This is a genomic window from Pseudomonas sp. LY-1 (genome assembly GCF_053502595.1).
Map to the genome: position 1 here is coordinate 3817013 of NZ_CP094353.1, position 23048 is coordinate 3840060.

General features: G+C 61.2%; 21 protein-coding genes. 5 read left to right on the top strand and 16 right to left on the bottom strand.

The features are described 5' to 3' along the window. The first annotated feature begins 21 nt into the window (after positions 1-21). Both MOQ67_RS17365 and MOQ67_RS17370 read left to right on the top strand, forming a co-directional pair. Complete coding sequence (locus tag MOQ67_RS17365; protein ID WP_126586848.1) at positions 22-2049, top strand: TRAP transporter permease; 2028 nt, start codon at positions 22-24, stop codon at positions 2047-2049. Further along, complete coding sequence (locus MOQ67_RS17370; protein ID WP_017845572.1) at positions 2046-2432, top strand: DUF1850 domain-containing protein; 387 nt, start codon at positions 2046-2048, stop codon at positions 2430-2432. The genes MOQ67_RS17365 and MOQ67_RS17370 overlap by 4 nt, the downstream gene beginning before the upstream one ends. Positions 2433-2746: 314 nt before the next feature. Here MOQ67_RS17370 and MOQ67_RS17375 read toward each other — a convergent pair whose 3' ends face one another. Both MOQ67_RS17375 and MOQ67_RS17380 read right to left on the bottom strand, forming a co-directional pair. After that, on the bottom strand, positions 2747-4201 hold the full coding sequence (locus MOQ67_RS17375) for a TrkH family potassium uptake protein (RefSeq protein WP_017845571.1): 1455 nt from the start codon (positions 4199-4201) through the stop codon (positions 2747-2749). Positions 4202-4549: 348 nt separating this feature from the next. Continuing rightward, the gene (locus MOQ67_RS17380) at positions 4550-4705 is read right to left on the bottom strand and encodes a F0F1 ATP synthase subunit gamma (protein WP_017845570.1); all 156 of its coding nucleotides are present in this window, start codon (positions 4703-4705) and stop codon (positions 4550-4552) included. Positions 4706-5421: 716 nt separating this feature from the next. On the opposite strand from MOQ67_RS17380, the gene MOQ67_RS17385 reads away from it, so the two are divergent. The 3 genes from MOQ67_RS17385 to dctM all read left to right on the top strand — a co-directional run bounded on the left by MOQ67_RS17385 (position 5422) and on the right by dctM (position 8395). Beyond that, positions 5422-6417, top strand: a complete 996-nt coding sequence (locus MOQ67_RS17385; RefSeq protein WP_026139851.1) for a TRAP transporter substrate-binding protein — start codon at positions 5422-5424, stop codon at positions 6415-6417. Between the two features lie 65 nt (positions 6418-6482). Continuing rightward, complete coding sequence (locus MOQ67_RS17390) at positions 6483-7115, top strand: TRAP transporter small permease (protein WP_046486948.1); 633 nt, start codon at positions 6483-6485, stop codon at positions 7113-7115. After that, positions 7112-8395: a C4-dicarboxylate TRAP transporter large permease protein DctM gene (gene dctM / locus MOQ67_RS17395; protein WP_017845567.1), complete on the top strand. Its 1284-nt coding sequence runs from the start codon at positions 7112-7114 to the stop codon at positions 8393-8395. The genes MOQ67_RS17390 and dctM overlap by 4 nt, the downstream gene beginning before the upstream one ends. A gap of 906 nt (positions 8396-9301) precedes the next feature. Here the strand turns inward: dctM and MOQ67_RS17400 are convergent. From MOQ67_RS17400 to MOQ67_RS17465, 14 genes are all read right to left on the bottom strand, one after another. Further along, positions 9302-9883 carry a putative natural product biosynthesis protein gene (locus tag MOQ67_RS17400; RefSeq protein ID WP_026139850.1) on the bottom strand — a complete coding sequence of 194 codons (582 nt, stop codon included), beginning with the start codon at positions 9881-9883 and terminating at the stop codon, positions 9302-9304. A 209-nt stretch (positions 9884-10092) separates the two neighbouring features. Next, positions 10093-10482 (bottom strand): DUF2946 domain-containing protein, encoded by a 390-nt coding sequence (locus MOQ67_RS17405; RefSeq protein WP_017845565.1) that lies wholly within the window; start codon positions 10480-10482, stop codon positions 10093-10095. 77 nt (positions 10483-10559) lie between these two features. Further along, positions 10560-12194 (bottom strand): methyl-accepting chemotaxis protein, encoded by a 1635-nt coding sequence (locus MOQ67_RS17410; protein WP_046486945.1) that lies wholly within the window; start codon positions 12192-12194, stop codon positions 10560-10562. A gap of 114 nt (positions 12195-12308) precedes the next feature. Continuing rightward, on the bottom strand, positions 12309-13313 hold the full coding sequence (locus MOQ67_RS17415; RefSeq protein WP_104903113.1) for a CDP-6-deoxy-delta-3,4-glucoseen reductase: 1005 nt from the start codon (positions 13311-13313) through the stop codon (positions 12309-12311). A 10-nt stretch (positions 13314-13323) separates the two neighbouring features. Beyond that, positions 13324-14349: a 4-hydroxy-2-oxovalerate aldolase gene (gene dmpG / locus MOQ67_RS17420; RefSeq protein WP_448675532.1), complete on the bottom strand. Its 1026-nt coding sequence runs from the start codon at positions 14347-14349 to the stop codon at positions 13324-13326. A 10-nt stretch (positions 14350-14359) separates the two neighbouring features. After that, positions 14360-15301: an acetaldehyde dehydrogenase (acetylating) gene (locus tag MOQ67_RS17425; RefSeq protein ID WP_079443695.1), complete on the bottom strand. Its 942-nt coding sequence runs from the start codon at positions 15299-15301 to the stop codon at positions 14360-14362. Continuing rightward, entirely contained in the window at positions 15298-17157 is a 1860-nt protein-coding gene (locus MOQ67_RS17430) for a feruloyl-CoA synthase (RefSeq protein WP_193040699.1), read from the bottom strand. The genes MOQ67_RS17425 and MOQ67_RS17430 overlap by 4 nt, the downstream gene beginning before the upstream one ends. Positions 17158-17265: 108 nt before the next feature. Beyond that, positions 17266-18048, bottom strand: coding sequence for a 2-keto-4-pentenoate hydratase (locus MOQ67_RS17435; protein ID WP_198718395.1), 783 nt, complete (start codon positions 18046-18048; stop codon positions 17266-17268). 29 nt (positions 18049-18077) lie between these two features. Next, the gene (locus tag MOQ67_RS17440) at positions 18078-19049 is read right to left on the bottom strand and encodes an NAD(P)H-dependent flavin oxidoreductase (RefSeq protein WP_126589493.1); all 972 of its coding nucleotides are present in this window, start codon (positions 19047-19049) and stop codon (positions 18078-18080) included. Positions 19050-19091: 42 nt separating this feature from the next. Then, the gene (gene hcaB, locus MOQ67_RS17445) at positions 19092-19904 is read right to left on the bottom strand and encodes a 3-(cis-5,6-dihydroxycyclohexa-1,3-dien-1-yl)propanoate dehydrogenase (protein WP_017847310.1); all 813 of its coding nucleotides are present in this window, start codon (positions 19902-19904) and stop codon (positions 19092-19094) included. A 10-nt stretch (positions 19905-19914) separates the two neighbouring features. Continuing rightward, the gene (locus tag MOQ67_RS17450; RefSeq protein WP_017847309.1) at positions 19915-20445 is read right to left on the bottom strand and encodes a 3-phenylpropionate/cinnamic acid dioxygenase subunit beta; all 531 of its coding nucleotides are present in this window, start codon (positions 20443-20445) and stop codon (positions 19915-19917) included. 9 nt (positions 20446-20454) lie between these two features. After that, positions 20455-21804, bottom strand: a complete 1350-nt coding sequence (locus MOQ67_RS17455; RefSeq protein WP_057005521.1) for an SRPBCC family protein — start codon at positions 21802-21804, stop codon at positions 20455-20457. A gap of 39 nt (positions 21805-21843) precedes the next feature. Further along, positions 21844-22197, bottom strand: a complete 354-nt coding sequence (locus tag MOQ67_RS17460; protein ID WP_046383255.1) for a non-heme iron oxygenase ferredoxin subunit — start codon at positions 22195-22197, stop codon at positions 21844-21846. Next, positions 22169-23044: a DODA-type extradiol aromatic ring-opening family dioxygenase gene (locus MOQ67_RS17465; protein WP_017847306.1), complete on the bottom strand. Its 876-nt coding sequence runs from the start codon at positions 23042-23044 to the stop codon at positions 22169-22171. Before MOQ67_RS17465 ends, MOQ67_RS17460 begins: the two co-directional genes overlap by 29 nt. Positions 23045-23048: the final 4 nt, after the last annotated feature.

Consider the following 23048-nt stretch of genomic DNA (forward strand, 5'->3'; position numbering starts at 1 on the left):
ATGCAGTGAGGCAGGTAACTAATGAGTGAAGATCATCACGACATCTCTGCGAACCCGCGAGACTGGCCAAAAACGCTGTTTTACGTAGCGTTGTTATTTTCGATTTTTCAGATCGTCACGGCAGCGTTTTCGCCCTTTTCGAGCCAGGTATTGCGTGCGATACACGTCGGTTTCCTGCTGTGGGTGGTCTACCTCAGCTATCCGGCCTATGGCAACAAACGCCCTTGGCAACCCTTGGCCTGGATACTCAGCCTCGCAGCCATTGCCACCGCCCTGTATCAATGGAGGTATGAGGCTGACCTGATCCAGCGTTCCGGGGATCTGACAACGGCGGACATGGTGATCGGCATTCTACTGGTGGTGCTCGTGTTCGAAGCCGCTCGACGAGTGATGGGCATTGCCCTGCCGGTCATTTGCGGCCTGTTCCTGGCTTATGGTCTGTTTGGCGAGTATTTGCCGGGCGATCTGGCCCATCGAGGTTATGGTTTCGACCAAATCATCAACCAACTGTCTTTTGGCACCGAAGGGCTGTACGGCACGCCAACCTATGTTTCAGCGACCTACATCTTCCTGTTTATCCTGTTCGGAGCGTTCCTCGAACAGGCCGGCATGATCAAACTGTTCACCGACTTTGCCATGGGCCTGTTCGGCCACAAACAGGGAGGGCCTGCCAAGGTTGCCGTTGCGTCGTCGGCACTGATGGGCACCATCACCGGTTCGGGCATCGCCAACGTGGTGACTACGGGGCAATTCACCATTCCACTGATGAAGCGCTTTGGTTATCGGGCCGCGTTTGCCGGAGGCGTGGAAGCAACCGCCAGCATGGGCAGTCAACTGATGCCGCCGGTGATGGGCGCAGTCGCCTTCATCATGGCTGAAACCATCAACGTACCATTCGTGGAGATTGCCAAGGCCGCGTTGATTCCCGCCATCCTCTACTTCGGTTCGGTCTTCTGGATGGTCCATCTGGAAGCCAAGCGATCCAACCTCAAGGGCCTGCCCAAGGATCAATGCCCCAGTGCATTGGGCGCCGTGAGGGAGAAGTGGTACCTGCTCATTCCGCTGCTGGTATTGGTCTACTTGCTGTTTTCCGGGCGCACGCCGCTGTTTTCCGGAATGGTCGGACTTGCACTCACGGCCATCGTGATTCTTGGCTCGGCGATCATCCTGAAAGTGCAAAGCTTCGGCTTGCGCTGCGCCTTCTGGATTGCGCTCGGCATCCTCTGTACCGGCTTTTTCCAACTGGGTATCGGCGTGATCTTTGCCGTCATTGCAGTGCTGGTGGGGGGCTGTGGGGTCATCAAAGGAGGGCACGAAACGCTGACCATCTGCCTGCACGCGTTGGTCGAAGGCGCTCGTCATGCTGTACCGGTGGGGATCGCGTGCGCGCTGGTGGGCATCATTATTGGTGTGGTTTCACTGACCGGCGTCGCCTCTACGTTTGCGGGTTATATCTTGGGCATTGGCCGAGACAACCTGCTGCTGTCACTGATACTCACAATGATCACGTGCCTGGTGCTGGGCATGGGGATTCCGACCATTCCCAACTACATCATCACCAGTTCGATCGCAGCCCCTGCCCTCCTCGAATTGGGCGTACCGCTGATTGTGTCGCACATGTTCGTGTTTTACTTCGGCATCCTCGCCGACCTGACTCCCCCTGTCGCCCTCGCCTGCTTTGCAGCGGCACCGATCGCTAAAGAGACCGGGTTCAAGATCAGCCTATGGGCGGTGCGAATAGCGCTGGCGGGCTTTGTCATACCGTTCATGGCGGTCTACAACCCAGCGTTGATGCTGCAAGGTGACAGTGTGTGGATGTCCGTCTACATGCTGCTCAAGACCCTATTCGCGGTCGGGTTATGGGGCATCGCATCCACTGGCTTTTGGCAGCGCAAGATGCCTCTATGGGAGCGTTTGCTGAGCGTCGCTGCCGGGGCACTCCTCGTGGTGGCGTTACCGCTGACCGATGAACTGGGCTTCGCGCTGGGACTCTGTGTGATAGTCCAGCACGTCTGGCGGTCCCGCCGGGCCGCGCTAGCCAATCCATGATCGGCGTATGCCTGGGCTTGACCGGCGTGCTGTGGGCCCAGTTGTCGGTTTCACACTTCACGCTGGCATGGGATCACACCATTGAAAAGATCCGCTGGGAGGAAGACTACCGCGTGACCGAGCAAGGGCTGGTGCTGGAAGAGGCTCGTGTACGCGGTAACGGTGCAGGAATGGAAGTTCCCGACGGGGCGTGGCTGGAAAATGGCAGTTGGCATTACCGGCGCCAATTGCCGCCTTTGCAACCCTTGCGCCTGGGGCGCACACCGGAGGCTGGCGATTACCAGCTGTGCGTTGATGGCCAGTGTCACGCCCTGAGTCACTGGATTGGCGCGCCAACTGCTCGCCAGCCTTTTATTCAAATGTGGACGTGCAAGGCCGGATAAGTCATCACTATTCCCCCTCATCTCAGTCAACCCGTTAGCCTGTTCGACGCCGAACATAAACTGGGGGGCGGCCATTGGTCGTCCTTGTGGACGCAGAGCAAGGCTATTGGTGGACACGCTGGTACTGCACGCTCAATGAAATCATCGAATAGCACTTGGGCCGCCTGTACAGGCGCGCGGGCACTTGTCGATACCGCACAGCAAATGCTGATTAACGGCAAGGGCCAGGCGGGAGACGCAATGGGTGCTTCACGTCGCGACGGCCCTGGGTATTGACCGTCTACCTCGGCTCGAGCCCTGTGAACAGTGAATAATCAATATCTCCAAAATACCGGCGTGACGAGCACTAACACCGTCAGGATTTCCAGCCTTCCAAGCAGCATTCCTACGGTCAAGAGCCATTTTGCGGCATCCGGTAATGATGAGAAGTTACCGGCCGGCCCAATGATCGTGCCAAGCCCAGGCCCGACGTTACACACTGCCGTAGCCGCACCGCTCAACGCAGTTGTCCAATCCAGCCCAATGAGACTCAGGCCCAAGGCAATCGCGGCAATCGTGATGGAGAAGAAAAATGAGAAAGTCAAAAGCGAACGCAAGATCTCTTCGTCAATAGGGTGGCCGTTGTACTTTTTCTGAATCACGGCGCGAGGATGGATCAGTTGCTTCAAACTGCTCACCAATAGCGCGGCCGCCACTTGAAAACGGAAGATTTTAAGACCACCCGCCGTGGAACCTGAACACCCACCGACGAAGGTCAAATAGAAAAAGAGCAAAACGGCGAAACTGCCCCACAAGGTGTAATCGCCCACGGCGACGCCAGTGGTGGTGACAACCGAAGTCACATTTATTGCCACGATACGAAATGCTTCCCACCATCCGTAATCGCTGTGAAAACACAGCCAAGTACCTACCACCAGCCACGTGAAGACCAAGAACCCAATAAATCCGCGAACCTGGTGATCCTTCAGCAGCGCACGCCGATGGCCGCGCAATGTCGCGACATACAACGTAAAAGGCAGGCTACCCAGAATCATGATGACGACTGCAACCCAGTGAATGGCAGGCTGTGTCCAATGCCCTAGAGAAGCGTCCGACGTCGAGAAGCCGCCGGTAGAGATCAACGACATGGCGTGGTTGACGGCTTCAAACGGCGTCATCCCGGCAATCCAGAGCGCGAGCGTTCCGGCGCCAGTGAGTCCCAGATAAAGAAAAAGGATGTATTTGGCTGCTACATGGGAGCGCGGCGTCACTTTTTCCGACCAGTCTGAAGACTCAGTCTGGAAAAGACGCATGCCCCCTACTCGCAGTAGCGGAAGAATCGCCACGGCCATGCCGATAAAGCCGATCCCTCCCAGCCAGTGAAGCATTGATCGCCAGATCAACAGCCCAGGAGAGGCGGTGTCCAAACCACTCAACACCGTTGAGCCCGTGGTTGTGATGCCAGACATCGTTTCAAAAAAAGCATCGGTGTAACTGATGTGATGGATAAACACCATTGGCAACGCTGCGAAGGTACACACCACCACCCAACTGCCGGTGGTCAGCAGGTACATATCCCTTGGACGAAGTTGAGCCGTCTCTGGGCGCCCTCGCATGATCAGCAACAGACCGCAGATGAACGTAATCAAACTGGACCAAAGAAAGGCGGACAGGTCGTCGCTGCGCTCATAGACCACCAGCGTGATCATGGGGATGGCCATGCTTATAGCCAGCGTAATAAGAAAAAGACCTAAGACAAAGCCGATGAGCCGTATTGCCGCGAGGGACATAAGAAAAAACCTGCCAAATTAGCGCCGCGCAGTATCGGACTGCTAACATTTTTGAGCCCGTAAATTTTGCGTAAATTTTCTATGGACGATCAGTCGTTTCGCCAACCTTAGCCTATTCCAAAGACTGCGCGGTTAAGGAGGGTTGCCCCAGCACTTTTTTTCAAACCTGCAGACATTGCGTCCACATTGACGCGGGGGGCGCTTTCATAGGTTGTTCAGATCCATGGAAAGCGGCGGTACCTTTCTTAAATCACATCCTCTTCCGAGGCCTTCAGGTGGAACAGCCCCTTGACCTTGGTTTACAGTTTTTTTGCGATGGCCTGCGCTTCTTCAAGCGTGGTGCCCTGCTCAGCCTTGGGGACCGGCATCGGCGTTCGGCGACAGGGCGTCAAAACCTGAAATCACGTCAAAGAGTTCCTCGTCGATGTCGGCTTGGCGCAAACAGTGATAGGTGGCGTCAAGGTCTTGCAACAGTTCACCGATGTTGCGGTCTGCGCGCTGCATCGCGGCAAGACGGCCGGCGTCCCTCTCTCACGCAGGTTGGCCACCGCCTTGGCCACTGCCGACGCTCGCTGGCCAATGGCGCAATACACACACAACACGTTCTTGTCGCGCTGATTAAAAATGGTAATGAGCGTGTGCCGGAGCAGCGTGGTAACCAGGCCTGTTCAGGGCCGTCGGGCGAGCGACAGCAACAACCAATGGCACAGCTGCCGGCTGATTGAGTCTGGAGATGCCCCCCCGAGTTGGGGGCGCAGACGATGCCGAACTTCGCCCGGGAGCTCGGCGAGTACATGATTTTGTTGAGGCCCTGGTAGCTCCGACATATTCAGTAACCTTCTTTTTCGGCGCGATCTGAACACGGTGTGAGGCCCGTGAATTCAATGGCCGCGCAGCGCCTAAACGTCTGCTCTGCTCCACAATTGCACAGCCCCGAGTTAGCGGCCTGACAGGCTATAGAGTAGCCCCTTGAGTAGTACTACAGCGCCGTTGTCAGGGGGCCATTGCATACCGGGAGCTGGTGGGAAAGGCTCCCGATCGAGCTCCGTAGGTGTCGTGCAGGAGCAGAAGGTTCGGAAACTACTTATTAGTGGATCTTTGCAGTGATGCCCGAACATCTAGTTGTAAATTTTTGCCTAGACTGACTGCTTGACCGCATAACGAATACACGTCAGAACATCGACTGTACAAAACTAAAAAAACAAAAGGAATTCCCCGAAATGTTCAAATCCTTCTGCAAGGCACTTGCCTGCACGTTTGCTCTAGGGAGCATGAGTGCAGTCATGGCAGCTGATCCAATCATCATCAAGTTCTCACACGTCGTCGCCGACCACACGCCAAAGGGGCAAGGCGCACTGCTGTTCAAGAAACTGGTAGAGGAACGCCTGCCCGGCAAGGTCAAGGTCGAGGTCTATTCCAACTCATCGTTGTTTGGTGATGGCAAAGAGATGGAAGCCCTTTTGCTGGGGGATGTGCAGTTAATTGCGCCGTCACTGGCCAAGTTCGAACAGTACACAAAGACCGTCCAGCTGTACGACCTGCCCTTTCTGTTTGATGACATTGCTGCGGTTGACCGCTTCCAGATGAGCCCACAGGGCCAAGGGCTGCTCAAGTCCATGGAGAGTAAAAACATCACCGGCCTGGCCTATTGGCACAATGGGATGAAGCAGTTGTCTGCCAACAAACCGCTGCGTGTTCCTGGTGACGCCCGGGGCCTGAAATTTCGGGTGCAAGCCTCTGCCGTGCTTGAGGAGCAGTTCAAGGCCTTGCGGGCCAACCCGCGCAAGATGAGCTTTGCCGAGGTGTATCAGGGCTTGCAAACCGGTGTGGTCAACGGTGCAGAAAACCCTTACTCGAACATCTACAGCCAGAAAATGCATGAGGTGCAGAAATACATCACCGAATCCAATCATGGTGTGCTCGATTACATGCTGATCACCAACACCAAGTTCTGGAATGGCCTGCCGCCAGACATTCGCAGTGAACTGGACAAGATTATTGTGCAGGTGACCGCGCAGGTTAACAAAGATGCCGAGCAGCTCAATCAGGACGCCAAGCAAAGCATCATCGCCGCCAAAACCACCGAAATCATCACCCTGACACCTGAACAGCGCGAACAATGGCGCGTCGCGATGAAACCCGTCTGGAAAAAATTCGAAGCAGATATCGGCCCTGAGCTGATCACCGCAGCCGAAGCCGCCAACAAGGCTCAATGACCGGGAGGCAGGTGTTGCCGACGTGGTAGCACCTGCCAGTCATTACCATACGGGAGATGCCATTCATGCAGGCCTTTCGGCGCATCTGGGAACACTTCGAGGAAGGCTTCATTGTCTTCCTTTTGGCCGCCATGACATTGGTAACGTTCGTCTACGTCATTCTCAACAACCTCTATACGCTGTTCTACAAACTTGCCGACAACTGGGAAGGCGCCAGCGACTTATTGTTCGCCCTCGGCGATCGCGTCATGAGCATGGCTCAAGCCATGACCTGGAGCACCTCACTGACCAAGGCGCTGTTTGGCTGGCTGATCTTCTTCGGCCTGTCCTACGGCGTGCGCACGGCCGGGCATATCGGCGTTGATGCGCTGGTGAAGCTGGTCAGTAAACCCGTCCAGCGGCTCATTGGGATGTTGGCCTGTCTCTGCTGCCTGCTCTATGCCGGGCTATTCAGTGTGGCCAGCTTCGAGTGGATTCATACCCTGATGTCAGCAGGAATAGGCGCCGAGGATCTGGGGCACTACGGGATCATGCAGTGGCACATAGGGCTGATTGTCCCTGTGGGTTTTGCATTGGTGTTCATCCGTTTCGCTGAAATTTTCGTGCGTATCCTGCTGCACCGCCAAACCGGCCTTGGCCTGGCCGATGAGGCTGCGGACGTGATGAAACTGACCGAACACGAGGACGACAAGTCATGACCATTGCCTTCCTGTTCGCGACACTGTTCGCCTTGATGTTCATTGGCGTGCCCATCGCCATTTCCTTGGGCCTGGCGGGTTCGCTGACCATTGTATTTTTCAGCCCCGACTCGGTACGTTCCCTGGCGATAAAGCTGTTTGAAACGTCAGAGCACTACACCCTGCTAGCGATTCCGTTTTTCTTGCTTGCAGGCGCCTTCATGACCACCGGCGGCGTCGCACGCCGGCTGATCGATTTTGCCAACGCCTGCGTCGGCCATATTCGTGGGGGGCTTGCCATCGCCGCCGTATTGGCCTGCATGCTGTTTGCAGCCCTGTCCGGCTCCAGCCCTGCAACGGTTGCAGCAGTAGGCTCGATCGCCATTGCCGGCATGGTGCGCTCCGGGTATCCGCAGGCATTCGGCGCGGGAATCGTCTGTAACGCGGGCACTCTGGGCATCCTGATACCGCCCTCGATCGTGATGGTGGTCTATGCCGCCGCCACCGAGACGTCCGTCGGCAAGCTGTTCATGGCCGGCGTCATACCTGGCCTGTTGCTGGGTATAGCGCTGATGGTGGCGATCTACATCGTCGCGGTTAAGAAAAACTTACCGGCCATGCCGCGCGCAACCCTGCGTGAGTTTCTGAGCGCCGCGCGCAAAGCCATCTGGGGCTTGCTGCTGATGTTGATCATCCTGGGTGGCATTTACAGCGGGATGTTCACACCGACAGAAGCCGCTGCCGTTGCCGCCGTGTATTCGGCGTTCATCGCCTTGTTCGTCTACAAGGATCTGACGTTTCGCGAGACACCCAAAGTGCTGCTGGACTCTGCCAAGTTGAGCATCATGCTGATGTTCATCATTGCCAACGCCATGCTCTTTGCTCACGTATTGACCACCGAGCAATTACCCCAGCAGATCACAGCCTGGGTGATCGAGGCAGGACTGACACCAGTGACCTTCCTGCTGGTAGTGAACATCGTCTTGTTGGTGGCCGGCGCCTTTATGGAGCCCTCGGCCATTATCCTGATCCTGGCGCCGATCCTTTTTCCGATTGCCATGAAACTGGGTATCGACCCGATTCACCTTGGCATCATCATGGTGGTCAATCTGGAGATCGGCTTGATCACGCCGCCGGTCGGCCTGAACTTGTTCGTGACGTCCGCCGTGACGGGGATGTCGGTGCCGGCCACCATAAAGGCGGCCATGCCCTGGCTGATGCTCTTGCTGCTGTTCCTGATACTGATTACCTATGTACCTTGGATATCCCTGGCCCTGCCCAACTGGCTGGGCATGAATTAATGACCACGCTTGCGGACACTTGAGGGTTGCTGCCGGTGAAACCGGTAGTGTTAAGGCGCCAATCGTTGGCAGTGCAAAAGACTACCCGCTCGCCCGTTGAAACGGCGATTGGCACGGGCATGCTGGCCCAGGCCAGGGCTTGAAACAGGCACGCGAACAGGCAGACCAGAAGGCCGAGGGTGGGCCGAGCGTGCGGTGGGTGCCTGTTGGAAAGCATGCAAGAATCCCTGCAATTGTTATGTCGTCAGCAATGCCCGTGGACAGGACATATTCCGTGCTTCAACCGTTAATCTGCAGAGCCCGCAACCGTTGGTTGAGGCTCGAACGCACATTGAAGGAGCGCCAGGAACCTTGCGATTCCCGGCGCTCAGTAACGCGACCCAAACCCTGCCAAGGGAAAATGTCGTGTCGACGCAGAATCTAGCATGCCCGTGCGCGCCACCTGACCTGCGACAAACCACCACAGACAGCGCCTCATTGCACAATCAAGAACCACGCCTTGGCGCTCTGCCCTCCTGACTGTGGCGGGCTGTCGCACCGGCCTCCTCGCTCAACGCCAACAACCGCAGTGCCGAGCCCCATGAACCTGGCTCATGAACGCCAAACCGGCACGCGGGCGAGTGAGGACCGGGACATCAGGCAAAAAAAAGCCCTCTGGGAAGAGGGCCTGGCAACCGGCACATGAACGGGTTCAAATGCCGCGCTTCGAGCTACCGTGGAAGTGTCTGCCTCCGCTCAAAGCCTGCACACTTTATGAGCACAGTCTCAGGGCAACAACTGCGACAATCGGCCACACCTCGTGCGCTGATCGGCACGATCCGCGGTGCTGGCGGCGCGAGTGATCAATGCTGATCAGGCGTGGTGTTTTGTCGCAGCCCACTGGCGCCCTCCTGGGTCAACAGTGCGTCAAGGAATCGGCAGCCAGCGGCGAAATCCCACACCGCCCTTGCCGGTCAACGGGCACCAGGCAAAGTCCCAGGGCACGGGCGGAAACTCCTCCAGATCAGCTTCAAGCCCGGGCACCGGACGGGGTGCCTGCTTCCAATCGAACACCATTTGCGGCGCGCCCTGCCAGGCCAACACCAGCCCCCGAGCCTGGCTGTCATCGCTATTGATCCAGCGTGCCGCCGCAGCGCACATAAACGACTCGATGTGCTCTTCGTTGATCCGCGCCTGATACTTTGAGCCCAGTAGCCAGCGGCATATGCTCAGGTAATAGGTCCAGTTCAACGGCGGATGATTGCGATAGGCCCAGGTCATGAAGCCACGAAAGATATTCAGGCCATCGGGCGGATCGAGTTTGAGCAAGCCGGGGCACACATCGAACAAGGTGTGCCAGTAAGGCAGCAGTCGGGCATCCAGGTGTACGAAACTGCGCGCATTACCTGGGTAATCCGGAAACGGCAGCAGGAAGTCCGCTTGATTACGCAGACGCGAGGTTTTGCTGACCAATCGCGAAGCCCCCGATGGAACGGCTAGCGCGCGCATGGCGACCTCCGGCTGATCGGCGCAGTTGCGGATTTTGCGTGTTTTCTTGCGTAAACGGTCGCCGCCAATCCTGACAGTAGCCGGCGACGGAGGCGTGCAAATACATGAGCCATTTTGTGCTCCTTCCCGTGTCACCTTTAACCGTGGAGCCCCCCGCGACGCCTGACGAACCTGGGTCGACAGGCACAAGGGGGCTTAGACAAACGCGGTCATGCGCAAAGTGCGGGGGAAGCTCTGGGGTTGGCCGAGGGCCAGGAATAACGTGGGGGCGCCTTGCAGCGCTGTTCGCGGTCAGGCCGGCGTACCTGCGCGATCCGCAGCAACCAGCCCAGACAGAACAGCAAGGCGATGCTCAAGGTCACGGACGAGCAGATCGGACAAGCAAAACTCCCGGCCCAGCCACTGGCGGACAGATCGGCGAGGTCTGTTTTCGAGGTCGGCGCGGAACTGCCCTGGGAGGAGCAGAACTGCCCGCCGACGCCATTGAGCGTCAGGCCCGTCACCTGTCCGTGAGCCAAACCGCAGGCGAACACATTGAACAGGACGCAGAAATACAGCGTCCAGGCAATGAGCGAGCGGTCTGAGCGGGTCAGTTTCATGGCGGCGACTCTAACACCGAACAGCCAGTCGGTTGAAGCGCGACCAATGTCGCCTCACAGGTTCAAACAGCGAGCCTTCAAAGCCTGAGCTGCTCGACCTGCCCTTCCAGCACCCGTGCCAACTGCCGCAACGCGTCGCTGGAATCACGCGTGCTGACGCTGGACGCGCCGCTGACCGTCACCAGCGTATGGATGCGCGCCAGGGTGCGGCTGATTTCATCTGCCGTCACCGCCTGCTGCTCGGCCGCACTGGCGATCTGCAAGGTCATGTCGCTGACGGTCGCGGCCGACTGGGTGATCCGCTTCAAGGCGTCGCCCGCCCGCGCCGAGATCTCGACCGGCACACGTGCCGTTTCGACGTTTGCGACGATGCGCTCCAGCGCCCCACGGGCACCTGACTGCACCTGCTCGATGATCTGCTTGATCTCCACCGTGGAGGCCTGCGTGCGCTGAGCCAAGGTCCGCACCTCATCGGCGACCACCGCAAACCCCCGCCCATACTCGCCCGCCCGCGCGGCTTCGATTGCCGCATTGAGCGCCAGCAGGTTGGTCTGCTCGGCAATCGCGCTGATCACATCCAGCACACTGCCGACTCGGCTGGAGTCAGCCTCCAGTTGCTTGACCAGTGCATGGGTGCCGAACAGCGCCTCGACCAATTGCTGGATAGCGTCGATGGTCGACTGAACGATGTGCTGCCCATCGCTGGCCTGCCCTTCGGCCAGCCGCGTGGCATCTGCCGCCACGGCGGCGTTGCGTGCGACATCCTGCACGGTGGCGACCATTTCATTCATGGCGGTGACCAGGCTGTCGGTTTCCAACAGTTGGTGATCGAGGCTGGTCTGGGTAGCCGCTGTGACCTCGCCGAGGTCGTCACTCAGGCGCAACACCTGCCCGCTGGCCACTGCCGTGCCTCGACTGACTTCGTGGGCGGCGTGGATCAAGCAGTTGACACTGCGTGACAGTTGCGTGAGTTCGTCATTGCCAACGGCGGGCAGCCGTATCGTCAGGTCGGTTTGCCCGCTGACCGCTGCCCCCAGCACCTCGACCGTCTCCCGCAGCGGCCGGGTAATGCTGCGGATGATCATCCAGGCAAACAGCATCAACCCGAGCAGCACCACGGCGCTGATCCATGCCGGCGCCACCAACACGCGGTTGACGACCCGTTGTACATCGCTGGGGTAGATGCCGCTCGCCACCACCCAGCCCCAGGGCTTGAACAGGCGCGCCTCAGACAGTTTGTATTCGGCCGGCGCGCCATTGGCACGGGGAAAGTAGTAATCCACCAACACCCGCCCCTGCTCGCGCGCGCCTTCCACGAACTGGCGGGAAAACGGCTTGCCGTTCTGGTCCTTGAAGTCGCCCAGCGCCTTGCCCACCAACGCCGGCGCCGTCGGGTGCATGATCATCCGATAGTCCAAGTCGAGGATCAGCAAATAGTTATCGCCCAGGTAGCGCAGGGTTCCGACCACCTCGGCGGCCTGGCGCTGGGCCAACGCCAGGCTCATGTGGCCGTTTTCCACTTGCCCGGCGTAGTACGCAAGGATCGAATTGGCGGTGTTCAGCGCGGTGTCGACGCCCGCCATTTTTTCTTCGAGCAACGAGCGCTGCAGCAACAGGCCCAGCCAGATGGCCAGACAAATGATCAACACGCCCAGGCCAACCACCAACGCGCCAATACGCGTCGTGATGCGCCATTTTCTAAGATTCAGCACGCAAGCCTCTCAGGATTATTGTTGTTGGGCAGGCAAGCAAACCGGCGGCCTCGGGGAGCCGCCTGATTCACCTGGCCTGGGGGCACGCACGCTAAAAACGCGCACGGTCAGGCTCTAGACGAAGGCGTCGGCATAGAAGTCGGCCGCCTCCAGTTGCCGCAACTCGACGTAGTCGCGCCGCGCTGAATCAACCACGATCGGCGCGCCACAGGCATACACTTCAAACCCCTTGAGGCTCTGGAAGTCGCTCAGCACCTGGCGGTGGACGAAGCCGGTCGCACCCTGCCAATCACAGGCCGCGGTAGGATCGGACAGCACCGGGGTGTAGCGCAGCCACGGCAACTGTGCCTCCCAGGCCAGCAACTGTTCATGCCGATACAGATCCTCACGGCGCCGGCCGCCCCAGTACAGGTAAACCGGACGCCGGTTGTGCCCCTGTTCGCGCAGCTGTTCGAGCAAGGCCTGGATCGGCGCAAAACCGGTGCCGCTGGCCAGGAAGATCATCGGCCGCTCGCTGTCGCGCAGGTAGAACGAGCCGAACGGGCCTTCCATGCGCAGGATGGCCTTGGGTTGCAAGGCGTTGAACACATGCCCGCTGAACACCCCGCCGGGCATGTGTCGAATGTGCAGCTCCAACTGGTTGTCCCGTGGGGTGTGGGTCGCCATCGAATAGCTGCGCCGGCTGCCATCCTTGAGCAACACCTGCACGTACTGGCCCGGGAAATAAGTAAACCCGGCGCCCGGGGCGAGTGTCAGCCGCAGCACTGCAACGTCACTGCTGACCTTGTCGAGGCTGGCCACACGCACGCCCATCTGCTGGATGCCGATACCGCGCAACGCCGTCACTTCTGGCGCCTCGATCACCAGGTCAGAGCGCGCCGTGGCGCAGCAAAACAACGCCAACCCCCGCGCCCGCTCGGCCGCGCTAAGTACCTCCAGCGGGCTGTCGCCGTGCTCCACTTCACCGCTGAGCACCTGGCCCTTGCAACTGCCGCACGTGCCGGTGCGGCAGCTGTGCTTGAGCATCAGGCCGTCGGCCAGCGCCGCGTCCAGCACGGTTTGTTCAGGCAGTAGCGGACAACTCAGGCCGACCGGAAGAATCTGCAGTTGATAGCTCATGCGCGCCTCCTCAGTGTGTGTGCTTGCCAGCGGCCAACAGGTCCAGCGCGACGTCGACGATCATGTCTTCCTGGCCACCGACCATCCGGCGTTTGCCCAGCTCGACGAGGATGTCCACGGTCTTCAAACCGTACTTGGCCGCAGCGATTTCGGCATGGCGCAGGAAGCTCGAATAGACCCCGGCATACCCCAGCGCCAGGGACTCGCGGTCGACCCGCACCGGCCGATCCTGCAACGGCCGCACGATGTCGTCCGCTGCGTCCATCAAGGTGTAGAGGTCGGTGCCGTGGTTCCAGCCCAGGCGTTCGGCGGCGGCGATGAACACTTCCAGCGGCGCGTTGCCGGCCCCGGCGCCCATGCCGGCGAGGCTGGCGTCGATGCGGTCGCAGCCTTCCTCGACCGCGGTGATCGAGTTGGCCACGCCGAGCGAGAGGTTGTGGTGGGCGTGCATGCCGGTTTCGGTTTCCGGCTTGAGCACGGCCTTGAACGCACGGAAGCGATCACGGATGTCCTGCATGTTCATCGCGCCGCCGGAGTCGGCCATGTACACGCAGGTCGCGCCGTAGCTTTCCATCAGCTTGGCCTGGGCGGCGAGCTGCTCGGCCGGGATCATGTGGCTCATCATCAGGAAGCCGACGGTGTCCATGCCCAGTTCGCGGGCGTATTCGATGTGCTGTCTGGAGACGTCGGCCTCGGTGCAATGGGTGGCGATCCGCACCACGCGGGCACCGGCGCTGTACGCCGCCTTGAGGTCATGCACGGTGCCGATGCCGGGCAGCAACAGCGTGGTGATCTTGGCGTGGCTGATCACATCGGCGGCGGCTTCGATCCATTCCAGGTCGGTGTGCGCGGCGAAGCCGTAGTTGAAGCTCGAACCTTGCAGGCCGTCGCCGTGGGCGACTTCGATCGAGTCGACCCTGGCCTTGTCCAGGGCGCGGGCGATGTCCTGCACGTTTTGCAACGAATACTGATGACGCACCGCGTGGCTGCCGTCGCGCAGGGTCACGTCGGAGATGTAGATTTTCTTACCGTTCATGTCGCTCTCCTCAGGCCTGTTGCATCGACTGCGCCATGCGCTCGGCGGTAGCCAAGGCTGCGGAGGTCATGATGTCGAGGTTGCCAGCGTAGGCTGGCAGGTAATGGGCGGCGCCTTCGACTTCGAGGAACACCGAGGTTTTCAGGCCGGAGAATTTGCCCAGGCCAGGGATGTTCAACGGCGCGTCTGCCGGAATCACGTCGAACTGCACGTTTTGCTTGAGGCGATAGCCCGGCACATAAGCCTGCACGGCCGCCGCCATTTCGACGATAGAGGCTTCGACCAGCGCCTGATCCGCCGCTTCGGACAGCACGAACACCGTGTCGCGCATGATCAACGGCGGCTCGGCCGGGTTCATCACGATGATCGCCTTGCCCTTGGCCGCGCCGCCGATGACTTCGATGGCCTTGGACGTGGTTTCGGTGAATTCGTCGATGTTGGCGCGGGTGCCGGGGCCGGCGGATTTACTCGCGATCGAGGCGACGATTTCGGCGTAATGCACCTTGGCCACGCGCGACACCGCGGCGACCATCGGGATAGTCGCCTGGCCGCCGCAGGTGACCATGTTGACGTTAAGCTGATCGAGGTTCTGCTCCAGGTTCACCACCGGCACGCAGTACGGGCCGATGGCTGCTGGCGTCAGGTCGATCAGGCGGATGCCGGGCTTGATCGCGCGCAGGAACGCATCGTTCTGCACATGCGCGCCGGCCGAGGTGGCATCGAAGACGAAATCGATGTGCTGGAACACGTCCATGCGGGTCAGGCCTTCGACGCCTTCGTGGGTGGTGGCCACGCCCATGCGCTGGGCGCGGGCGAGGCCGTCGGAGGCCGGGTCGATGCCGACCATGACCGCCATTTCCAGGTGTTTGGCGTTGCGCAGGATCTTGATCATCAGGTCGGTGCCGATGTTGCCGGAACCGATGATGGCGACTTTGAGTTTTGCAGGGTTCATACGGCTTCTCCGTAGACTTCAGCGAGGAGGATGACGCTGGGCTCGAGGCTGTCGGCGTACAGCCGTGTCACGGCCTCGGCGCGCAGGCTCAGCGCCATGCGCTGGTTGATGTAGCCTTTGTCGGTGATTTCGCCGTCATTGAGGCTGGGCGGCGAATCGAGAATCACCAGGCGCATGGCATGCTGGGACGACGCCGGGAATTCCTTGGCCAGCGCCAGCAGCCCCGAACACAAGGCCAGGCGCACCTCGGACTGCATCGCCAGTTGTGCGCCGCTCATCTGTTGTCCGGCGGCACCGAGCAGATCGCGCAGGGCCGGGCTCGGGTAGATCAGCGCACCGATCACGTCGCGATCATGCCCACAGATCACGCAATCGCTGACGTAAGGCGCCAAGGCACTGACCAGGCGTGGACGCAGGGTGCCCACCGACACCCAGGTGCCGCTGCTGAGTTTGAAGTCTTCAGTCACCCGACCGTCGAACTGCACCCCCAACTCCGGCCGCTGCGGGTCGACCAAGCGCCCCGCGTCGCCAATGCGGTAGAAGCCCTCCTCATCGAACGCCGCCAGGCTGCTGACCGGGTCCTTCAGGTAGCGCGGGAACACCGACGGCCCGCGCACGCGCATCTCCAGCTTGTCGCCGCAGGGCACGAACTTGAGCTGCGTGCCCGGTACCGGCAGGCCGATGATGCCGGCCTTGTCGGCGGCGAAATGCACGTTGGTGACCACCGGCGACGTCTCGGTCGAGCCCCACTCGGTGGCAAAGAACAGCGGGGTGTCGCGGACCTTGGTGGCACACGCCGCCAGCCGCCCCCAACTGCTCTGGGGCAGCGCGGCAGCGGCGTAGAACAGCATGCGCAGGCGCCCGAACAAGGCGCGCGCCAGTACCTCGTCGCGCTCGAGGTACGGCAGCAAGACCTCGTAGCCGCGCGGCACGTTGAAGTACAGGGTGGGTCGCACCGACTTGAGGTTTTCCACGGTGCGGTCGATTTGCCCCGGCAACGGCAGACCGTCATCGATGTACAAGGTGCCGCCGTTGCGCAGTACCAGGTTGAAGTTGTGGTTGGCGCCGAACACATGGCTCCAGGGCAACCAGTCGAGCACCACCAGTTCTTCGTGTTCAAGAAAGCGCCAGCACTGGGCAATCGCCTGCTGGTTGGCACAGAGCATGCCGTGGGTATTGACCACCGCCTTGGGCGCACCGGTCGAACCGGAGGTCATCAGGTAGCGCGCCGGGGTGTCGCCGTCGAGCCGTGCAAACGCTTGCATCACCGCTGGGCTTTCGGCCTTGTACAACAGCGGCAAGGCCAGCGCCCCGCGAATTTCCTGGGCGTTGCGCGCCGCCACCACCGGGCAATCCGGGTTGACCAACTCGATGGCACGGCAATAGGCATCGCCGTCGTTGACGAAAATCAGCGCCGGCTTGAGCACTTCGACAATCGCCTTGAGTTTGCTGCACCCGCTGCCGGTGTTGCGCGAGTACGCCACGGAAATCGTCGACACCGGGATGCCCACGTGCAGCGCCGCCAAGGTCAATAGCGCCTGGTCCAGATCGTTTTCCGAGAGCATCAGCAGCGGGCGCCCGGCCGGCAAGTCCAGCTCGAGCAAGCCCTGGGCCAATGCCCCCACGCGCTGGCGCACCTGGGCATAGTTCAGGCTGAACCAGCCGGCGCCGCGCCGCTCGGCCAGGTAGGCACGCTGCGGTGTCTGCACGGCCCAGTGTTCGAGCCACTGCCCGATACAGCGCGCATAGGGCTGCAGGGGTTCGGGGGAACTCAGCACGAAGCTGCCGTCGGCTCGTGCCTCATACAGCACCTTGGCAGGGGCCAATTGGGTCGGATCATTGAAAAAATCGTACATTGCACGCCCTCGTGAATACGGCAGGCCATCAGCCCGCTGCTCACTCGTTTTATTGTTGTAATCGCCACCGGGTCGTCAGCCCGGTAGCAGGGTTGTTGCCTGCCGGCCTCAGCCGAAACGACAGCTCACTTCACCCAGGCGGGTGAGGCGCAAGCGCACGCTGTCGCCCGCCACCACCGGCACCATAGGCCCGAACGCGCCCGACAACAGCACGTCGCCCGCCTGCAACGGGCGCCCGGTCAGGGCCATGGTGCGCGCCAGCCACAGCGCAGCGTCGAGTGGGTTGCCCATGCACGCGGCCCCCACGCCGATGGCCGCCTGGGCCGCGTTCTTCTCCAGCAGCATGCCTTCGAGCGCCAGGTCCAGGCCACGCAGGCTGACAGGGGTCTTGCCCAGCACGTAGAGGCCCGATGAGGCGTTGTCGGCCACGGTATCGACCAGGGTGATCTTCCAGTCCTCGATCGCCGAGTCGACGATTTCCAGGGCCGGCAGCACATGGTCGACAGCGCGCAGCAATTCGCCCAGGGTCGTATCGGGGTGAGGGAGATCGCGCCCCAGGACGAAGGCGATTTCGCCCTCGACCTTGGGCTGGATCAGCCGGGTGCTGTCGATGGTCTCGCCATCGCGGTATTCCATGTCGGCGAACAGCATGCCGAAATCGGGCTGATCGACGCCCAACTGCTGCTGCACCGCCAGGGACGTCAGGCCGATCTTGCGCCCGCTCAGGCGCCGACCGGCAGCCAGGGCGGCCTGGGTGTTGATCTCTTGCACGGCGTAGGCGTCGTGCAACGACTGGATGTCGAAACGCTCGGAAATGCGTGGGCAAGGGCTGCGGCTCGACCGCGCCAGGGCCAGCGCAGCGGCGGCGGCCTGAAGGTTTTCGTGGTGCATGGGGTTGCTCCTGAACGGTTCTGGATGGCTCACAACTGACGTGCGCGGCTTTCGCGATAACCCTGGTGCAACTCGTCCACCAGTTGCGCCACGCTGTAGGTGCCGGTGATCTGGCCTACGCCCTGGCCGGCCGACCACACGTGTTTCCAGGCTTTGTTGGCAGTGGAGATGTCACCGGAAAAGTCGATGCTGGCGCGGTTTTCGGCGCTGGGGTCGATACCGGCCTTTTCCAGCGACGGCCGCATCCAGTTGGCAAGCACGCCGCTGACCGCCTTGGTGGTGGTCACGTCATCCAGCGAGCAGGCCACCAACATGTCGCGGTAGGCGGCTTCCACCAGGCTTTCATGGGCGGCAATCAGACGGGTTCCGACCAGCGAGAAATCGCAGCCCAATACCTGCGCCGCATGGATGTCGCGGCCGTTGGAAATCGCCCCGGCCAAGCCCAGAGGGCCGTCCCAGAACTGGCGCACTTCGGCGACGAAGGCGAACGGGTTGTAGCTGCCGGTATGCCCGCCCGCCCCGTTGCACACCAGGACCAGGCCATCGACGCCAGCGGCCACCGCCTTGCGCGCCAGTGCCGGGCTGATCACGTCGGCGATCACCACGCCGCCATAAGCGTGTACGGTTTCAAGGACGCGCTTGGGGCTACCCAGGGCTGTGGACACGATGGGCGGCTGATAACGGCGCACCAACTCGAGCTCAGCGTCGAAGCGGTCGTAGGTGCTGTGTACGATCATGTTGAGCATCCATGGCGCCCACTGCTCGCCGCGTTGCTGCGCCAGCTCACGCTCGCGGCTGATCTGCTCCAGCCATTCCTGCAATTGCTCGACCGTTCGCGCATTGGGCGCCGGAAGGCTGCCGACGATGCCGGCCTGGCAGCAGGCGGCCACCAGGCCCGGCCCCGACACCAGGAACATCGGCGCCGCGAGGACCGGGAGGTTGAGCCCGGCAAACAGGTTCAGGAGTTGCTGTTGCGGTGCACTCAGGCTTGTTCTTGTCATCACGCATCTCTCTTATTCTAGTTATCAAGGCGTCGGCCTGGCTCAGGCCTTGCGCGGCTTGGCTGCACCGGCACTGCGGATCTCCCAGCCGCCATCGCTGTGGATGATGTTCGCCGTGGTCAGGCCGGAATTTTCCCGCGAGGCCAACAGCACGTAGTGCCCGGTGTGGTCTTCGGGCTCGGCAATCCGTTGCAACGGCACCGCCTGCGCCGCACCGGCTTCGAAGCCCGGGATCTGGTTCAGCGGCACACTGCGGCTGTTCAAGCCTTCCAGGCTTTTCATCGGCGTGTTGGTCGCCCCCGGAGCCACGCCGTTGACGCGGATGTCCGGCGCCAGCTCGTAAGCCAGTTGGCGAATCATGCCCACCAACGCATGCTTGGCGGTGACGTAGAGAATGCCACCGCCGCCGGCATAAAAGGCACTGTTGGAGAGGGTAAAGATCATGCTGCCCCGGGTTTCGCGCAGTGCCTCGATCGAGGCTTGCGCGCCCAGCAGATAACCCTGCACGTTGGTGGCGAAGAGTTTCTGGAAGGCGCCCTCGAACTCTTCCGGGGCAATACGGTCCAGGCGCGTGAAATAATCGAACACGGCAGCGTTGCCGACGAAGGTGTCAAGCCTGCCAAACGCCTCGAGGGTCGCCGCCACCGCACGCTGATTGTCCTGATACCGCGACACATCCCCCTCAATCGTGATGACCGCGTCGCCAAGCGTGTCAGCCAACGCGGCCAGTTGCGCCGCATCGCGGCCCATGACCGCGACGCGCGCGCCCTCGGCCACGTAACGACGGACGATGGCGCTGCCAATCCCGCCGGTACCGCCGGTGACCAATGCCACCTGCCCTTTTAACCAAGCCATATGCCAGCCCTCAGAGGAAGGTGTTGATGTTCTTGCACAGCAACATCGCGTTAGGGATCAGGATCTTGCGCTTGAGCAACTTGAGGCCGTCGGCCTCCAGGCGCAGTACATCCTCGCGCCGGCCAGCGATCTGGTGATGCTCGTCCAGGCCGCGGCTGCGCACGTTGATAAAGCACGAGTAGGCCAGGTATTCGCCCGGCGCCGGGCCGGCATACACTTCGATGTTGCTGATCAGGTGAACGTTGCGCGTCGGCGGGTTCTCGGCCCAGGCCGACGGCTGCTTGAAGCGTGCCACGCGGCGCTTGAGTTCGCGCATGCCGTCATCGAAGAAGGCCATGTGTTCCAGGCGATAGGGCCCGGATTTGTCCTCGCGGCGCCGGTTCTCGATGCCCGGCATCCAGTAGTGGATGGCTTCGCTGAGACCGTGCAGCCACGCGTCCCAGCATTCGCCGTCGAGCAGGCGCGCTTCGCGCAGCAAGAACTGTTCGACGCGGCGGGTTTCCTCGACTGAAACGAGGCTGTCCTGTTGTTCGTGTGTCATCTGGCCCCCTCAGCGCAGCGTGCCGTTGCGGTCCGGAACATCGGCCCAGGTCGGTGCCTGCAGCAGGTCCTTCCAGCGCTGATAGAACGCCCGCGCATTACATTCGTTGAGCTGGCCCTTGAACACATTGCCGGGCAACTCGCTGTTTTCGAGACGGGTGTGCATGCCCAGGCCGACGTACAGGTCCTGATAACGCGTGACCACGCCACGGCTGCTCTTGGTGCAGTACTCCCAGTTCTCGCCGTCGTCCATCTCGAACACCCCGGTGGGCGAGAACGTCATCATCGCGCCGCGCCGCCATTTGTCCTTGATCTCCTGCGGGGCGTTTTTGTTGACGATCACCCAGGTGAACAGCTCGATCTTGTGCGGGCCGCGCGGCTGCCAGATGCGAACGGTGTTTTGCCCCGGCAGAAAGGAAAAGTTGGGGAACACGGTGAACGAGGAAATCGCCCCGATCAGCCGCGAGCGGAATTCGCCGAGGCGGTCCGCCACCTTGGGACGCAGCACGTGCAGGTATTTGTTGATGTCTTTCTCGCCCAGGGTCGCGGCGTTGCCGACCACGTCGGTGGCGAACTCGTAGCCGTGGCCATTCCAGTTCACCGAGTACGACTCGGGCAACTCGCCGACATTCGCCACCGGCCCGCCGAGCATGGCCTTGGCCGCCGAATCGTGGGTCCAGCCGCCGTGCAGGATGTCACCGACGAAGTTCTCGGCGGCGATCTTCCAGTTGCACTCAATGGTGGAGCGGATGCAACCACCGAGAAACTCGCTGCCGCCTTCATCCATGTCGAGCATCACGTCCATGTACCAGGTCATCGGCCCGAGGTATTCCTCCAGGGTCGGCGCATCGCTGGCAAACGTGGCGAAAACCAGGCCTTTATAGCTGGCGACACGCGCCTCGCGCAGGCCGTGCCTGGACTTGTCGAACTGGCTTTCTTCGTAGCATTTGGATTCGTGCATGCCCATCAGCCGGCCGCCATCGGCACCGAACGACCAGCCATGGTAGTTGCAGATAAAGCCGCGGGCGTTGCCGGCCTCGGCAAAGCACACCTTGTTGCCACGGTGCGGGCAGGCATTGAGGAAGACCTTGATCGAGGCGTCCTTCTGGCGCACCACCAGCACTTCGTCTTCACCCATCGAGGTGGTCAGGTAGTCGCCGGACTTGGGCAGCTGGGACTCGTGCGCGACGAACAGCCAGCAGCGCGCGAAGATTTTCTCCAGCTCCTGCTCGTAGATCGCCGGGTCCCAGAAGACCTTGCCGGACAGGCGCCCTTCCTCCATGTCGCAGATACGGTCGAGGTTGCCCAGGGCGGGCGTGCTTTCAATGGTTCTGAGCGGTATGTGTTTGTTGTTATCCATGGTTCAGACTCACAGGAATACGGTTGGACAGCGGCCCGGTCACACCGGGCTGTTGGCGGCGGCCAGCGCCTCGTCAGCCTCCAGGGCGATGTCGGCGAACACCTCGCGGTCGGTGACGATGACCTTGTAGGTGCGCAAGTGGCGCTCGCAGGGAAACGTCACCGCCTTGCCGCTGGGCACATGGAACTGGCCCCAGTGGACCGGGCAGGTAATCAGGTCGTCTTCCAGGTCGCCCTCGGCCAGCGAAGCGGTGGCGTGGGTACACATGTCGGTGGTGGCGTAGAACGTGCCCCCCAGGTTGTAGACGCAGATGGCGTCACCCTCGCCGTGGGCAACCTTCTTCAGCTCCCCTGGCGCCAGCTCATCACGTTGGCAAAGTAATACACGGCTCATGCTCGGCCCTCACACTCAGTTGCACAAAGCCCAGCCCGGTGACCCAGGCGGGTACGGCTTCATAGGCAATCACTTCGCCCTGCGGGCGCTCGATGGCGGCCAGGGCGCAGGCGAAGTTACGGATTTCCATCGCGCCGTTGCCGGCCCGACGCAGGATCTCTTCGTCGCTGTAGGCGCACAGCGCTTGCAGGTCGCCATTGACGCCGAGGGCGAGAATCTCGCGATCGAAGTCTTCGGCCACCCGGCCCATCTCGGCGGTGCCGACCCAGTGACTGATCCCGCCACTGCCGATAATCACCACGCGCTCATCGGCATCGAACGCTTCGACGGCCGCGCGCAGCTGCCGGCCGAGGTCGGCCGACCGCTGGAGCGAGATGTACGGGTCAACGCCGCACGCCAGGTACACCGGGATGCTCGGCAACTCACGCCCGAGCAAGGCCTCGGCCGGCTTGACCACCAGTTGGTGCGGAATGGAAAAGGAATGGTCTACGGTAAAACTGCGCGCCACGGTCCAGTCCACGCCCTGCCCATCGCCGTGCTCGACAATGTGCGTGGCCAACGCTTGATGGTTGCGCACCGCGCCACGTTCCAGGCCCGGCAGGCGATCGATGGGGCCATCCACATCGCCGGTGCCGATCACATAGCGCGGCAGGCAATGGGTGCCGAACAGAATGTAATGGTCGCAACCGACGATGATCACCGAGGTCGGCTGCAAGGCCGCCAGGCGTTCGGCGCAGGCTTCGTATGCAGCCCATACCGCCTCACGTTGCGCCAACGGCGGCGCGTCGGGTGCCACGAACATTACCGGGTCATGCGGCATCCAGAAGCCGCCTACTATCTTGCCCATCGGT

Coding starts and splice junctions, on each gene's coding strand:
- MOQ67_RS17385 (WP_026139851.1), top strand. CDS start 5,422: ATGTTCAAATCCTTCTGCAAGGCACTTGCCTGCACGTTTGCTCTAGGG.
- MOQ67_RS17465 (WP_017847306.1), bottom strand. CDS start 23,044: ATGGGCAAGATAGTAGGCGGCTTCTGGATGCCGCATGACCCGGTAATG.
- MOQ67_RS17400 (WP_026139850.1), bottom strand. CDS start 9,883: ATGCGCGCGCTAGCCGTTCCATCGGGGGCTTCGCGATTGGTCAGCAAA.
- MOQ67_RS17415 (WP_104903113.1), bottom strand. CDS start 13,313: ATGAGCTATCAACTGCAGATTCTTCCGGTCGGCCTGAGTTGTCCGCTA.
- dctM (WP_017845567.1), top strand. CDS start 7,112: ATGACCATTGCCTTCCTGTTCGCGACACTGTTCGCCTTGATGTTCATT.
- MOQ67_RS17455 (WP_057005521.1), bottom strand. CDS start 21,804: ATGGATAACAACAAACACATACCGCTCAGAACCATTGAAAGCACGCCC.
- MOQ67_RS17460 (WP_046383255.1), bottom strand. CDS start 22,197: ATGAGCCGTGTATTACTTTGCCAACGTGATGAGCTGGCGCCAGGGGAG.
- MOQ67_RS17440 (WP_126589493.1), bottom strand. CDS start 19,049: ATGACAAGAACAAGCCTGAGTGCACCGCAACAGCAACTCCTGAACCTG.
- MOQ67_RS17450 (WP_017847309.1), bottom strand. CDS start 20,445: ATGACACACGAACAACAGGACAGCCTCGTTTCAGTCGAGGAAACCCGC.
- MOQ67_RS17380 (WP_017845570.1), bottom strand. CDS start 4,705: ATGCAGCGCGCAGACCGCAACATCGGTGAACTGTTGCAAGACCTTGAC.
- MOQ67_RS17375 (WP_017845571.1), bottom strand. CDS start 4,201: ATGTCCCTCGCGGCAATACGGCTCATCGGCTTTGTCTTAGGTCTTTTT.
- hcaB (WP_017847310.1), bottom strand. CDS start 19,904: ATGGCTTGGTTAAAAGGGCAGGTGGCATTGGTCACCGGCGGTACCGGC.
- MOQ67_RS17370 (WP_017845572.1), top strand. CDS start 2,046: ATGATCGGCGTATGCCTGGGCTTGACCGGCGTGCTGTGGGCCCAGTTG.
- MOQ67_RS17405 (WP_017845565.1), bottom strand. CDS start 10,482: ATGAAACTGACCCGCTCAGACCGCTCGCTCATTGCCTGGACGCTGTAT.
- MOQ67_RS17425 (WP_079443695.1), bottom strand. CDS start 15,301: ATGAACCCTGCAAAACTCAAAGTCGCCATCATCGGTTCCGGCAACATC.
- dmpG (WP_448675532.1), bottom strand. CDS start 14,349: ATGAACGGTAAGAAAATCTACATCTCCGACGTGACCCTGCGCGACGGC.
- MOQ67_RS17365 (WP_126586848.1), top strand. CDS start 22: ATGAGTGAAGATCATCACGACATCTCTGCGAACCCGCGAGACTGGCCA.
- MOQ67_RS17390 (WP_046486948.1), top strand. CDS start 6,483: ATGCAGGCCTTTCGGCGCATCTGGGAACACTTCGAGGAAGGCTTCATT.
- MOQ67_RS17435 (WP_198718395.1), bottom strand. CDS start 18,048: ATGCACCACGAAAACCTTCAGGCCGCCGCCGCTGCGCTGGCCCTGGCG.
- MOQ67_RS17430 (WP_193040699.1), bottom strand. CDS start 17,157: ATGTACGATTTTTTCAATGATCCGACCCAATTGGCCCCTGCCAAGGTG.